Origin of the sequence: Marinagarivorans algicola (assembly GCF_001292705.1) — a bacterium.
In the GTDB taxonomy this organism is placed as follows: Bacteria; Pseudomonadota; Gammaproteobacteria; order Pseudomonadales; family Cellvibrionaceae; genus Marinagarivorans; species Marinagarivorans algicola.
Genome location: NZ_LGAK01000001.1, coordinates 207,986 through 221,947, shown reverse-complemented (window position 1 = coordinate 221,947; position 13,962 = coordinate 207,986). Strand labels below are relative to the sequence as shown.

General features: G+C 47.1%; 11 protein-coding genes and 1 pseudogene. 4 read left to right on the top strand and 8 right to left on the bottom strand.

Annotated features, from left to right (window positions below):
* Positions 1-35 precede the first annotated feature (35 nt).
* The gene (mltA, locus tag AC438_RS00945; RefSeq protein WP_053979395.1) at positions 36-1,298 is read right to left on the bottom strand and encodes a murein transglycosylase A; all 1,263 of its coding nucleotides are present in this window, start codon (positions 1,296-1,298) and stop codon (positions 36-38) included.
* Positions 1,299-1,370: 72 nt separating this feature from the next.
* Positions 1,371-1,712: a Rieske (2Fe-2S) protein gene (locus AC438_RS00940; RefSeq protein WP_053979394.1), complete on the bottom strand. Its 342-nt coding sequence runs from the start codon at positions 1,710-1,712 to the stop codon at positions 1,371-1,373.
* 154 nt (positions 1,713-1,866) lie between these two features.
* Between AC438_RS00940 and pabB the strand changes: the two genes are divergently transcribed.
* Positions 1,867-3,261 (top strand): aminodeoxychorismate synthase component I, encoded by a 1,395-nt coding sequence (gene pabB / locus AC438_RS00935; RefSeq protein ID WP_053979393.1) that lies wholly within the window; start codon positions 1,867-1,869, stop codon positions 3,259-3,261.
* A gap of 142 nt (positions 3,262-3,403) precedes the next feature.
* On the opposite strand, the gene AC438_RS00930 is transcribed toward pabB, so the two are convergent.
* Positions 3,404-4,474: a radical SAM/SPASM domain-containing protein gene (locus AC438_RS00930; RefSeq protein ID WP_053979392.1), complete on the bottom strand. Its 1,071-nt coding sequence runs from the start codon at positions 4,472-4,474 to the stop codon at positions 3,404-3,406.
* 226 nt (positions 4,475-4,700) lie between these two features.
* Here AC438_RS00930 and AC438_RS00925 point away from each other — a divergent pair, with 226 nt between their 5' ends.
* Complete coding sequence (locus AC438_RS00925; protein WP_162230668.1) at positions 4,701-5,909, top strand: sugar efflux transporter; 1,209 nt, start codon at positions 4,701-4,703, stop codon at positions 5,907-5,909.
* Positions 5,910-6,304: 395 nt separating this feature from the next.
* Here the strand turns inward: AC438_RS00925 and rfbB are convergent, their stop codons facing one another.
* The 5 genes from rfbB to AC438_RS00900 form a co-directional block, all read right to left on the bottom strand.
* The gene (rfbB, locus tag AC438_RS00920) at positions 6,305-7,420 is read right to left on the bottom strand and encodes a dTDP-glucose 4,6-dehydratase (RefSeq protein WP_053979390.1); all 1,116 of its coding nucleotides are present in this window, start codon (positions 7,418-7,420) and stop codon (positions 6,305-6,307) included.
* Positions 7,421-7,548: 128 nt separating this feature from the next.
* Entirely contained in the window at positions 7,549-8,442 is an 894-nt protein-coding gene (gene rfbD, locus AC438_RS00915) for a dTDP-4-dehydrorhamnose reductase (RefSeq protein ID WP_053979389.1), read from the bottom strand.
* Between the two features lie 105 nt (positions 8,443-8,547).
* On the bottom strand, positions 8,548-9,114 hold the full coding sequence (rfbC, locus tag AC438_RS00910) for a dTDP-4-dehydrorhamnose 3,5-epimerase (protein ID WP_053979388.1): 567 nt from the start codon (positions 9,112-9,114) through the stop codon (positions 8,548-8,550).
* Positions 9,115-9,252: 138 nt separating this feature from the next.
* Entirely contained in the window at positions 9,253-10,131 is an 879-nt protein-coding gene (gene rfbA / locus AC438_RS00905) for a glucose-1-phosphate thymidylyltransferase RfbA (protein WP_053979387.1), read from the bottom strand.
* Between the two features lie 170 nt (positions 10,132-10,301).
* Positions 10,302-11,474, bottom strand: a complete 1,173-nt coding sequence (locus tag AC438_RS00900; protein WP_053979386.1) for a nucleotide sugar dehydrogenase — start codon at positions 11,472-11,474, stop codon at positions 10,302-10,304.
* A gap of 307 nt (positions 11,475-11,781) precedes the next feature.
* Between AC438_RS00900 and AC438_RS00895 the strand changes: the two are divergent.
* Both AC438_RS00895 and AC438_RS00890 read left to right on the top strand, forming a co-directional pair.
* Positions 11,782-12,042, top strand: a pseudogene (locus AC438_RS00895) (PD-(D/E)XK nuclease domain-containing protein); the annotation flags it as partial.
* 279 nt (positions 12,043-12,321) lie between these two features.
* Positions 12,322-13,878 (top strand): ATP-binding protein, encoded by a 1,557-nt coding sequence (locus AC438_RS00890; RefSeq protein ID WP_053979384.1) that lies wholly within the window; start codon positions 12,322-12,324, stop codon positions 13,876-13,878.
* Positions 13,879-13,962 lie beyond the last annotated feature (84 nt).

Here is a 13,962-nt window from a genome sequence, read left to right as displayed (position 1 = left end):
GTGCGAATTGATGGCCTAGCGTACCTCAATACTGATTATGATTGTTTGGGTAATAAAACCCACAAAATACCGTTTGCTTTCATTTGGCCCGCTTTTATTGCCGCATCGCTGCCACTGCCCCAAAAAAAATCGCCCCGCAACGCACCTTTTATGGCGCTACCAGTATCTTGGGCAATGACCAAACGGGCCAATGCTGCTGTATGATCTGCGCGCGCGCCAGTGTTTGACGCCTGAGCTTGTGGTACATCGGCTGTTATATACAAAGGCAAACCATAACCCCAATACTGAGGATCAATGGCTATTGAATGCTCGGGCGTTAGCGGCACACCTTGTGCCCCCACAGTGGCTTGTGCAGTATTTTCGCTAAAAAAGATATAAGAGGCATTTAGATTCATTACCTGCATGGCCTCGCTGGGATGGGCTAATAGCCACGCACGAATGGCTTGCATCGAAATCGTTTCGCGCTCTAGTTCGCCGCGTTCAATCAACGGCTTACCAATCGCGGTATAAGGGTGGCCATTACGCCCTGCAAACCCTACGCGCAGTGTTTGCCCATCGGGTAAGACTAATAGCCCAGAACCTTGAACCTGTAAAAAGAATTTATCAACATCATTAGCCACCCAAGCGATGGGCTTATCGTGTTGTGCCCCAAGCGCACCGCTGTTAATGTCGGCCCTTGTCCAGTAAGGTTTAAGTTGATTAGCATCCAAGCGGCCATACAGCTTTTTACCGGCCAATGCCGTATCAAAAGCCCCTAAATCAACCGTAACAATATCACTCGGCGGCGCTCTTAATGGCACCGTAAAACCCGCCTGCTTTTGCCGAGTCGCTAATATTTGAGGTTCATAATAACCCGTAAAAAAAGCCTTATTTGAACCGTTATTGGTCACGGCATAGACCTTAAAATATGTTTCAAAAAAAGTTTTTGCCTGCGCATCAGTTGTGACACTCACTTTAGCCTGACAGACTTTTTGCAAGTCGCCAAACACATGCATTGGAGCTGCCAACAGTAATGGCCGCTGCGCGCTTTGCTTGAGTATTTTAGGGCACGAGTGCATCAATGCCCGAAAGGCATGCAAATGGCGCTCTTGCGGCCAGTGCGGCAACAGCTCAAAGCGGCTCGGGCTCATAGCGACACCTGATTCGGTGTGTTTGGTTGGCTCGACTGATTCGAACGACTGGCAGGCAACGACAACAAAACACGTTAGCAGCAAGCTGCCTACACGTAGGCTCCGGGCAAAATGGCAAAGTACTCCATCTGGAGTAAGGCGTTTTAAGTCTTTTAATAGACGGCTCATGTCGGCAGGCTCGTGTGGGTGATAATATGGGTGGCGGTATCAATCGTTATGTCAGTCTGACCACCGGCCTCTTTAAAGCGGGGACTCATGCAAAAAATCATCGTCTAGCGCAATACCCACTGCGTAATCGCGGTAAACGACCTCAAAGCGCCTCAAGCACGTTAAAGTATCGTGCCATATGCCATCAGCTTTTCCTGTTGTTAAATCAAACCCAATGCCGTGCGCACGGCAGCGAATGCTATTGGGCTCTAAGGTGCCTGTCGCTAAGGGTACATCCATATGAGGGCAGCGGTCTTCAATGACATGCACTTCGCCTTGGTGCACAAAAATGAAGACATTAATATGGGGTAGTTTGACGGTCCGCTTAAACCCGTCTTCTAATTCGTTGGTTTTTGCTAAAGCATAAAAAGGCATCACTGTCTCTCAAACATCTCTACAGTTTATTTTCATATAATCACGGTGTGGGTACGTAACTAGGGTAAAATCTATTGCTGGATAATTTGCTATGGCTCGGCCTAGCGCTCAACACCCCCCAACTTGCCCTATAACGAATAAGCCGCCCTCGAACATGACCTGCAGTACCGCATTACCTTACCATAATAACCCAGAAGTTTATTTCAACCAGCTTAAGCATTTACCCGACTTTAGTTGGCTAGATAGCGGCCGGCCAGCAAGTACACAAGGCCGGTACGATATTTTTACCGCCTGCGCCATTAGCCACGCAATGATTGATCACACCCATCACTTTAGCTGCACCGACTCGCATACCAGTACTTTAAAGGCATGGCTTGCAAAATACAGCGCCAACAACGCCGCTGCGCCACGCGACTTACCGTTTACCGGCGGCGTATTGGGTTATTTAGGCTATCACTGGCAAGATGAGCACTTTCAACTTGCCCAGCAAGTGTACTCAAGCGACACCCCTCACGCGCAACTTGCCGCTTATGACTGGGCTTTAATCGTGGATCATAAAAAGCAGCAATGCCAAGTGTTTTTTTTACCCGATAGCCAAGTGGCTCACCAAGTCATGCCTTTACTGCACACACTGCCTTTAGTACCCATCGCACCTGTCACGACCTTACAAGCCCAAGCAGCGCGTGAGCCCTTTAAGTGTGAGCCCTTTATCGCCGCCACAACAGAGCAAGAGTATTTAAAGGCCTTAGCGCGCATACACGATTATATTTTGGCGGGTGACTGCTACCAAGTAAACTTTAGCCAACGCTTTAGCGCGCGCTATAATGGCAGCCTAGATACGGCCTATCTCACATTGCGCCAAGCCACGCCAAGCCCTTTTTCGGCGTATTTAAAGCATGTAAGCAACCCCATACTCAGCCTGTCGCCCGAGCGGTTTTTACAGATTAACGATAGGCAAGTACTGACCCAACCCATTAAAGGCAGCGCACCACGCGGTGCCACTCCCGCCCACGATGAGCAACTCGCCAAGGCACTGCAAAACAGCGATAAAAATCGTGCCGAAAACATTATGATTGTTGATTTGTTACGCAATGATTTAAGTCAAGGTTGCCAGCCATTTAGCGTCAAAGTACCCAGCCTGTGCGAGCTACACAGCTTTGCCAATGTGCACCATCTTATCAGCACTGTTGTCGGCACACTTAAAGAGGATACCGATGCCATTGCATTATTTGCCCAGTGCTTTCCGGGGGGATCGATTACTGGGGCACCCAAAAAGCGCGCCATGCACATTATTGCCGAGCTAGAAAAACACAGCCGCGGTATTTACTGTGGTAGCATTGCTTATTTTAGCAATAATGGTAATGCCGACAGCAGCATTACCATACGCACCTTACAAGCGAATAATAACCAGTTACATTGCTGGGGTGGTGGCGGTGTGGTGCTCGACTCGGTGGCACAAGAAGAATACCAAGAGTCTTTATTTAAAGTACACAAACTCATGCGCGCACTCGCCCCCCTTGCAACCGTGAGCAAAACTATCACAACATAAACGCAACTGTTTCAGATACAGCGCAAGTAGGCGCTCATGAATTATAAGCTGGGCCTGCCAAACCGTTAGCACCCTATCCAAGCAAACTTGTTCGCTGGGCTGTGCGTTAGCATTTTGTACTATTGTGCATCACCGGTCGCCGTTACACGCAATCTGTGGCAATTAATTGCGGCTGTGCGTTGGTAGTAAAATCATCTAGCATAATCATGGGCTGACTAAAAACAGGATCGCCAAGCATCGCCATAAAAGCCGCATTATCGGGATGATCAGTTTGATGTACGCACACACGCTGGTACTCGGCCGGAGAATAAGTGCCCCAATTATTAATTTTAGAAAACTTTAAAATATCGACCCCCCAACTCTTTGCCAATGCCACTAACGCCTTCATATCGCGCCAATTATTCGCCTGCACAACACAATTTATTTTTAGCACTATATGCGGCAGTTGCCTACGAATACGGGCCACAAAAGCCATGCGCTCGAGTAAGACCGCCCATTTTGCAGGGTAGCGATTTTGCTCGTATGAGCTGGCTGTCCCGCCATCAATCGAGACCTCGATTAACTCAATTTTAGGGTGCAACGAGGCAATTTTTTGCCAGCGTCTCTCAGTAAACAAAATTGCATTGGTGTGCAAACGGTAGCTCAGTTTTGGGTAGCGCGATACGATATCTGAAGTGAGCAGCTGCCAGTAATGGCGCGAAGCAAAAGGGTCACCAGAGCCCGTGACATACAAAGTGCCTAAATCATCGGCAAAGACATCCAGCACACGACCAATGAGGGCATCGTACGCTTGACGCTCGTGTGAAGAGGCCTGCATCACCTCATCGCGACACGAGGGGCAGGCTAAATTGCACGAGCGATCGTAAGCGCAATTCATGGTTTTCGGCGCCGACATAAAAAGCTCTGGCTGGTTTACTGCCAACTGGTATTCGGCCAGCTGTATGTCATCCACATATTTAATAGGGCTTTCGGGTGCATTAGGCTCGGCTAAATACGGGCAAAATTCTGCACTGCAATAGCGAAAAGAGCCATCAATCACTGACTGTCTAATATCTGAAGCTACAGCACTGTGCCATAATGTTTTAGCATCATGGTTGTGAATATTTCCTATCGACTTCGGCAACCAACCAGAGCAACATAAATACAGCTCTCCTTCGGGCTGATTAAACACCTCTAACCACTCAAAGGGTTTGGTACATATTTTTGTTGTCATCGCTTACCTCTACTGTGTTGTTTCACCGTGCTGATTAGCCCCTCCCTTAAACAGTGACACTGTGGCGTTATCGATCGCTAGCTTTAGGGAGTATCTGTCACTACAATATGAATTCTTCTGACATTTTTGGATAGTAATGTTATTAAATAAAAAACGTGTTACTTAATAGCATTACTATCTAATGACTCACTTCCCACTGCCCCGACTTACCGAGCCTGCACATCCTGTGAAACACTACTTACCCCTGCTTCAACCTGCCGCACTACTCACTTATTTAATGTCTTTTTTGATTGGCTCGCTCTATGCACAAACCCTGCCCACACTGAGTGTCTATATCGTTGAGCGCTACCAGATAACGCCTTTTTATTTAGGGGTGTTTTTTGTTTCGCTGGCTGCCAGTGCTATGACGGTGTCACAAATTGTAGGCGTACTGTCAGATAAAGGCATGAGCCGCTTATGGCTAATTTTTGCCGGTATGGTCGCCGGCGCACTGGCGTGTGCGGGCTTTGCGCTGAGTGCTCATTATTGGCAGGCCTTGGCATGCGGGGTTTTTATTTATAGCTTTAGCGCCATGACGTTACCGCAAATTATGGCGCAAGGACGCGAATATGCCGACCAGCATTTTGCGGCGCAACAAGTCCCTTTATTTAATGCCATACTGCGCGCCAGCTTTGCCCTTGCTTGGGTAGCCGGCCCGCCTATAGGGTTTTATTTTCAGCATACACTCGGCAGCATAAACCACTATCTTAGCTTGAGTATCGCCTACTTGGGTGTTGGTATTATGGCATGGTTTTTATTACCCAAAGTACAGCGGGCTAAGGTCAAACCATCTAAAGTACAGGCACCTAACGTTGGCGCACCACCGGTGAGCGACGATAACCATTCAGGTCGTATTCCATTTAATTTAAAGTTAGGCTTTGTTGCATGCGCCATTTTATTTGGTGTGAATCACAGCTACATTATTGCCCTGCCGCAACTGCTAGAGCAGCATTTACACATACCCATTTATAATACAGGCTACATTTTAGGCGCAGCCGCTGCACTCGAAATACCCATTATGCTGCTAGGTGGCTGGCTGGCCGCACGCTTACCGGTATTGCCATTGGTGCGCATAGGCGCCGCCGCTGCCGCTAGCTTGTATTTAGGGGTGTGGCTGGCCAATAGTTTATGGCAACTTATTGCCTTACAAATATTTAACGCAGTATTTATTGGCTTTGTGGCAGGTTTGGGCATGACATGGTTCCAAGATCAAATGCCACACTTAACCGGCACCGCATCATCGCTATTTAGCAATGCCATTAACCTGGGTAATATTTTAGGAAGCTTGTTAATTGGCCTTATGGCAGCCTGGGTTGGCTATCAGCACTTATACTTAGCCAATACCCTATGTGCGCTGATTGCCGTTGCTTTACTGTTTTTTTGTAAAAATAAATAAGTTTTTTGTTTGGCTCAATAGTGACAAAATAACAGGCAAAAAAATAGGCGCTAATGCGCCTGGAGTAGTTAAGCCTAAAGTAGTTAAACTTGTAGTCGTTAAAACGGATTTTTAAGCTGATTTTAAAACGATGCAACTTACTTTGTAACTATTCAGTTCAGCTGACAAACCTCACCTGATAAGGTGCTGATGGATTATTTTCTGGGTATTTAAGCGCCGGGCCTTGCAGGGAAAGCAAGGGTTAGACAGTGCAGGAGCAAACTGCCCAGAGCACTTGTATAGCGACCATGGATGGCTTGAGCGGCCCAATCAATGATTCATGAGCGCCTAATTTCGATACCCCTGAATAGTTACCTGACTTTAAGTCTATGCCATAACACCTGCTAGGGTAAGACTTAAGATGCCGGTGCGTCATATTGTTTTTGTAGCCAATCTTTATAGCTGCCATCCATCACGGCACGCCACCACGCCTCGTTATTTAAGTACCATGCTACGGTTTTAGTGATGCCTGTTTCAAAAGACTCTTTGGGTTGGTAGCCTAACTCGTTATTGGTTTTGGTCGCATCAATGGCGTAGCGGCGGTCGTGACCTGGGCGGTCTTTGACATAGGTGATTAATGACGCGCTGTCGCCTTTTTGCGCGGCGGCCGCTTTAGGGAACTGCGCCGCTAGTGCGCTATTGCTGGCAAACTGCTGGTCCATTAACGTGCAAATGGTTTTGACAATATCGATATTGGCCCATTCGTTATTGCCGCCAATATTATAATTTTCCCCTACCCGGCCTTTATTCAGCACCAAATCAATACCATAGGCATGATCGGTTACATATAGCCAATCACGAATTTGCTGACCATCGCCATAAATCGGCAGCGCCTCGTTGTGTAAAATATGGGTAATCACTAGGGGAATGAGTTTTTCGGGGAAGTGGTAAGGCCCGTAATTATTTGAGCAATTACTGGTGGTCACATTCAAGCCATAGGTATGATGGTAGGCGCGCACCAAATGGTCGGAGGCCGCTTTACTGGCAGAATACGGCGAGTTAGGTGCGTAGGCTGTTTCTTCGGTAAAGGCGGGGTCGGTCGCACTTAAGGTGCCGTACACCTCATCAGTAGAAACATGGTGAAAACGATGATTGCTAACACCGGTGTCTTTATTATCTAACCACACTATTTTAGCGGCCTTTAATAAACTGTAGGTGCCTAAAATATTGGTTTCAATAAAAGCATCTGGCCCGGTAATCGAGCGGTCAACATGCGACTCGGCCGCAAAGTGCACTAAAGTATCGACGCTATGCGCGCGCAATAATTGCTCGACTAAGGCGGTATTACAAATATCGCCTTGCACAAAAGTAAAGTTAGGGTTGCTATTGACCGTCGCTAGGTTGGCCATATTACCGGCATAAGTTAAGGCATCAATCACAATGACTTTATCTTGCGGGTACTGCGCTAACCAATAATGGACGAAGTTAGCGCCAATAAAACCGGCGCCGCCGGTAACTAATAATGTTTTCATAAAAGTATTATCTTCAAAATAATGTCAATGATGCGGCCAGTTAGCCGAATGTTTTAGCTGGCTAAACGCAGCCGGTCAGTGAAAGCCAAACGCTCACGTTGCAAGTTTTAATGTTTAATGTTTAATATTCAAAAATTCAGTGCATGTAGCTCATCGAGCATCGTACTTAACTGTTGCTGCCAATGCTTAGCGTGCAGACCGGTCGCTTGCTCGGCACTGGTTTTATCGAGTACCGAGTAACCTGGCCGCTTGGCGGGGGTCGGGTAGCCCGATGTGGGTAGGGGGTTAATGGGTATTGCCTGTGTTAAAAGACCCTTTTGCAGCGCTAAGTGTTGAATAGCCACGGCAAAGTCGTACCAGCTGGCCACGCCGGCATCGCTCCAGTGGTGTATGCCTTGTACTTGGGGCTTAGCCGCTACTGCCCACAACCACTGCGCCAACCCTTTCGCCCATGTGGGTGTGCCTATTTGGTCGGCAATAATACCCAGACTCGGCTTGGTGGCCATTAAATTGAGCATGGTTTTAACAAAATTATTACCGTGAACCGAGTATACCCACGCAGTGCGTACAATAACGCTCGCGTGTGGCAAAATTGTTTGTATATGCTGCTCGCCCGCTAATTTAGAGGCGCCGTACACACTGACAGGGTTGGCCGGCGCGCTAGGCAGTAGCGGTGCAATACCATTAATGGTAACGGCGCTGGTATTGCCAAAAACAAAATCCGTCGATACATGCAATAACCGTGCGTTCACGTATTTTGCCGCCTCGGCAAGATGTTTAACGCCTTGCGCATTAACGGCAAAGGCTTGGGCTTGCTCGGCTTCGGCTTGGTCGACCGCTGTATACGCCGAGGCATTAATCACCACCGCAGGCTTAATGCGCTGCATGAATGCTAATACGGCGCCGGCATCGGTAATATCCAGCTCGGGTCGGCCCACACAGGTTACCGTTGTATTAGCTGGCGCGCAGGCTAATAGCTCGTTGGCCAACTGACCGGTTTTACCCACAATTAAAATATTCATTGATTGACTCTAATTAACATGTAATCAAGGTGTCATCAACACCCCTGCTCTATCTGAGCGATATTCAAAGCACACATTCATCAGCCGATATGGCTCATCGCAGGCTTAAAATTTAGGGGCATCGGCAAAGCTTAAGCCGCTGGCGTCTTTGGCCGATAACGCAGGCGCCTCACCGTTAACCAAAGGCCATTGTATACCTAGCGCAGGGTCATCCCACTTAACCGAGGCCTCTGACTGGGGATGGTATAAATCGGTGCATTTATAAATAAATTCTGCACTTTCGCTAGTCACATAAAAGCCATGGGCAAACCCTTCGGGTACCCATAACTGGCGCTTGTTAGCGGCCGATAGCTCAACGCCCACCCACTGCCCAAACGTAGGCGATTGTTGGCGCATATCAACCGCCACATCAAACACTGCACCGCTTACCACACGCACTAATTTGCCTTGGGTTTGGGTTTGCTGGTAGTGCAAACCGCGCAATATACCCTGCGCCGACTTACTGTGGTTATCTTGTACAAAGGGTTTGGCGGCAACGCCGCAGCTATTTACGCCTATCGCCGCAATAAACTCATCGGCCCTGAAGGTTTCCATAAAAAAACCCCGCTCATCGCCAAATACCGTGGGCTCAAGTATTTTGACATCGGGAATACTCGTATCAATAAATTTCATAGGGGGGTTAAATCATTAATAAAAAAATATGTATAAAAAAAGCATTAACAAAAAAGCGACTAGCAAAAAAGCTTAATCAAAGAACGCCTATAAACTGGAGCCAGCAATACTAATACCAACACCAACACCAACAGTAGGCTAATACACGGTGCTATCTAATAGTTTGAGTAAGTAAGCGCCGTAACCGCTTTTGACCAAGGGTTTGGCTATTTCGCGCAGTGCATCGGCGGTTATCCAGCCATTGCGGTAAGCAACCTCTTCGGGGCAGTTGACTTTTAGGCCTTGGCGCTTGTCGAGTGTGGCGATAAATTGCGCCGCCGCCAATAGGTCATCGTGGGTACCGGTATCGAGCCAAGCCGTGCCACGCCCCATAAGTTGTACATCTAACTGCCCTGCCGCCAAGTACATTTGCATAATATCGGCAATTTCTAGCTCGCCACGGGGGCTGGGCTTAACAGCTTTGGCAAAATCTACCACTTGGGCATCAAAAAAGTAAATGCCTGGCACGGCATAATTGCTTTTGGGGGTTTGGGGTTTTTCTTCGATACTAAGCACTTTGCCTTTAGCATCAAAATCGACAACGCCGTAGGCGCTAGGATTGGCCACATGATAACCAAATACCGTGCCGCCGTTTGTTTTATTGGCAGCTGCGCGCAATTGCTTGACTAAATCGTGGCCATAAAAAAGGTTATCGCCCAGTACCAGGGCGGCAGGGCTACCCGCTAAAAAGGCCTCGGCCAGTATAAAGGCTTGGGCTAGGCCATCGGGGGTGGGCTGCACCTGGTAGCTAATGGTGATGCCAAACTGGCCGCCATCGCCCAGTAACTGCCTAAAGCGGTCAGACTCTTCTGGGGTGGTAATCACTAGTACATCTTGAATACCCGCCTGCATTAACGTGGCTAAGGGGTAGTAAATCATGGGTTTGTCATAAACAGGCATAAGCTGTTTACTGACCACCTGCGTTAATGGGTAAAGCCTTGTACCACTGCCACCGGCTAAAATAATACCTTTGCGCATAACACCTCCTAAATGTTGTTAGAACCAGAGTAGCAAAGTTCGAACAAAAAGGCACCAATACGTAAAGCGATATCTTATGAGCCTACCCATTATGCGCATGTTATCTATATACGCATAGATAACATGCTTGATACGCGGTATATTATTGAGCGCTAAAGATACAACAGCGGCTAATCGCTGCCAAATAAATCGCGGGTATACACCTTATCGGCGACATCTTTAATATCATCAACCATGCGGTTAGCCACAATCACATCGCAGGTATTTTTAAATTCAACTAAGTCTGTCATAACCGCAGAGTTAAAAAACTCAGTTTGTGTTAATACGGGTTCATAAATAACCACCTCGATGCCCTTGGCTTTAATACGCTTCATGACGCCCTGAATAGACGAGGCCCTAAAGTTATCGGAGCCGGCCTTCATAATTAAACGGTAAATGCCCACACGCTTGGGGTTTTTGCGCACAATAGCATCGGCAATAAAGTCTTTACGGGTGGTGTTAGAGTCAACAATGGCGCGGATAATATTATTGGGCACCTCGTTATAATTGGCCAATAATTGCTTAGTGTCTTTGGGTAAACAATAGCCACCATAACCAAAGCTTGGGTTGTTGTAGTGGTTACCAATACGTGGGTCTAGGCCTATGCCTTCGATAATTTGGCGGCTATTAAGCCCATGGCTTTCGGCGTAGGTATCTAGCTCGTTAAAATAAGCCACTCGCATTGCCAAATAGGTATTGGCAAATAGCTTAATAGCCTCGGCCTCGGTACTGTCGGTAAACAGTACGGGTATATCATCGGCGGGCTTTAGGGCTCCGGCCACTAATAGGCCTGCAAAGAGCTTAGCGCGCTCTGATTGCTCGCCCACAACCACACGCGAGGGGTGCAGGTTGTCGTACAGTGCCTTGCCTTCTCGCAAAAACTCCGGCGAGAACATCACATTATTAGTACCCAGCTCTGCTTTAATGCGCTCAACAAAACCGACCGGCACGGTCGATTTAACCACCATTACAGCATTAGGGTTTATCGCCATCACCTCTTTAATAACCGCCTCTACGCTGCCTGTATTAAAATAATTGGTATCTGGGTCATAGTCGGTAGGGGTGGCAATAACCACAAACGCCGCGTCCTCGTAAGCTTCGTGCTTGTCGGTCGTGGCGCGCAAGCTTAGCGGGGCCTGGGCCAAGTATTGCTGTAGCTCTTTATCGTCTATTGGGGACTTTTTGTTATTAATTAAATCTACTTTGGCCTGTACAATATCTAACGCCACCACAGTGTTGTGCTGAGCCAATAATACCGCATTCGAAAGGCCCACATAGCCTGTACCTGCAATTGCAATTTTCATATGTACTCTTTGCTCTTTATTTTTTAATCTTTAGCCCAATGTAAAAAGCGCTAGTTAGGCGGCATATTTTAATGCAAAAAACACAAATGGATAGGCATTAATGTGCTTTTGCCCAACATATGGAGGTTGGAGAGCTTGGGTCACGTAAACCGTAAAGTCCAGAGCGCCATTGAGATTCTTGGTGGCTTTACCCCTTTATTCAGCGAAGTCCATAATGACGCGAAGCAACGTACGATCTCGATATCGTAGCCATGACCGATAAATACGACAATTCTATTTTGGACAATTTGCATAATACCGCCACTTTGCCGCCCTAGGGTTGCACGTGGCTGTAAAAGATGCCAGTGTTAACGGCAAAGTGGATATGGCGATTCAATACAACCATAAAACCTTTATTTTTGAATTTAAAGTGGTAAAAGAACAAGCCACGGGCAAAGCCCTGCAGCAAATTATTGATAACAATTGCGCCGAGAAGTACCGACACCAAACAGCCGAAGTTTGGGGCATAGGGGTTGAGTTTAGCAAAACTGATCAGCAAATTGTGGCATTTGAAACACAGCAATTATAAATGCACACTCTACTCTACTCTACTAGAACAGGCAGATCGTTGCACTAGAAGCTCAGAAATTGTAATGATAGAGGCGGCACTCGGTATGCCGAAAGAGATACATCGCCCTGCTGAACACTGCAGTCAGCAGTACGCTATAAAGCCTCAAAAAAGTCCCCCTCTGGTAATAACACCCCTATCCTCTAAGTCACTACGCACATCAATGCCGCCATAGCACACAGCTAAAGCCCCGCTTTAGCTGTTATACTGCGTACCAGTATTCACGTACAGGCACAGCACATGACAACTAAACGCAAGCTCCCCATTGGCATTCAATCATTAAGCGAGATTATTAACGGCGGCTATTATTATGTTGATAAAACGCCCTATGCCCATGCGCTAATAGAGCAGGGTAAGTTCTACTTTTTGTCCCGTCCGCGCCGCTTTGGTAAGAGCTTGTTTTTAGACACCTTACAGCAATTATTTGAAGGTCAGCGTGCTTTATTTAAAGGCCTGTTTATTGACGATAAGTGGGACTGGCAAACAACCTACCCTGTGGTGCGTTTTGGTTTTGGTGATGGCGTGGTACAAGGGCGTGCATCATTAGATGACCGCATCAACCAGCAACTGAGCGACAACCGCGAACGTTTAGGCCTACCCGCCAACACAGCATTAGATATACCCGGTAATTTTCGCAGTTTATTAATGGCCGCCCACCAAAAATACGGCCAAGGCGCTGTATTGCTGATCGACGAATACGACAAACCTATTTTAGATAATATCGAAAATACCGACATTGCCACGCAAAACCGCGAAGGTTTAAAAAACTTATACAGCGTAATAAAAGACGCCGACCCATTTTTAAAATTTGTGCTGCTAACGGGTGTGAGTAAATTTAGTAAGGTGAGCCTGTTTAGTGGTTTGAATAATCTGCGCGATATTACCTTAAGCCCAGAGTATTCGGCTATTTGTGGTTATACCGACGACGATATCGATGAAGTATTTAAACCGGAGCTAGAAGGCCTAGACCGCGACAAAATACGCACGTGGTATAACGGCTACAATTGGCTAGGTACGTCGGTGTATAATCCGTTTGATGTGCTTTTATTGCTGCAAGAGCGACAATTTAAACCCTTTTGGTTTGAAAGCGCCACGCCGACTTTTTTAATCAAAGAATTGGGCAAGCGGCAAATTAATACGCTAGATTTAGCCGCCCTACATTCCGACCAAGATTTACTCGGCCATTTTGATGTAGATGCCATAGGCACCGAAGCACTGTTATTTCAAACCGGTTATTTAACCATTGCGGCGGCGGATGAACCCATCCCCGGCATTTGGGAATACACCCTGAGTTACCCCAATGTTGAGGTAGAAGTTAGTCTTAATAAAGCCCTGCTACCCACCCAAGGTTTTAGTATTAGTGCCGTTACTAAAACGCGATCTACCTTATTAAAAGCCCTAAAAACCTGCAACTTTGAATTACTCGCCACCCATTTAAAAGCCCTATACGCCAGCATCCCCCACGACTGGTACCGAAATAATCCTTTAAATAATTACGAAGGCCACTATGCCAGCATCTTTTACAGCCACTTCGCCGCTTTGGGCTTGCATGTAACCGTGGAAGAGGCCAGTGTTAACGGTAAAGTGGATATGGCCATTCAATTTAATAACACGACGTTTATTTTTGAATTTAAAGTAGTCGACGATAAACCCTTAGGCAATGCCTTGGCACAAATTAAGGCGAATAATTATGCGCAAAAATATGTGCGTGAGGGGTGGGCTATTTATGGTATTGGGGTCGAATTTAGTAAGGTGCAAAGGCAAGTAGTTGCGCTAGAAGCGCAGAAATTAGGATAACCAGAGTCAAGAAACCGGAGCACTGCTATAGCGGAGCTTGATACTGGGAAAGTACGGTATGCTCCACTCGCGCGAAGCATTCTT

Coding starts and splice junctions, on each gene's coding strand:
- mltA (WP_053979395.1), bottom strand. CDS start 1,298: ATGAGCCGTCTATTAAAAGACTTAAAACGCCTTACTCCAGATGGAGTA.
- rfbD (WP_053979389.1), bottom strand. CDS start 8,442: ATGAATATTTTAATTGTGGGTAAAACCGGTCAGTTGGCCAACGAGCTA.
- rfbB (WP_053979390.1), bottom strand. CDS start 7,420: ATGAAAACATTATTAGTTACCGGCGGCGCCGGTTTTATTGGCGCTAAC.
- rfbA (WP_053979387.1), bottom strand. CDS start 10,131: ATGCGCAAAGGTATTATTTTAGCCGGTGGCAGTGGTACAAGGCTTTAC.
- AC438_RS00930 (WP_053979392.1), bottom strand. CDS start 4,474: ATGACAACAAAAATATGTACCAAACCCTTTGAGTGGTTAGAGGTGTTT.
- pabB (WP_053979393.1), top strand. CDS start 1,867: ATGACCTGCAGTACCGCATTACCTTACCATAATAACCCAGAAGTTTAT.
- AC438_RS00890 (WP_053979384.1), top strand. CDS start 12,322: ATGACAACTAAACGCAAGCTCCCCATTGGCATTCAATCATTAAGCGAG.
- AC438_RS00900 (WP_053979386.1), bottom strand. CDS start 11,474: ATGAAAATTGCAATTGCAGGTACAGGCTATGTGGGCCTTTCGAATGCG.
- AC438_RS00940 (WP_053979394.1), bottom strand. CDS start 1,712: ATGCCTTTTTATGCTTTAGCAAAAACCAACGAATTAGAAGACGGGTTT.
- rfbC (WP_053979388.1), bottom strand. CDS start 9,114: ATGAAATTTATTGATACGAGTATTCCCGATGTCAAAATACTTGAGCCC.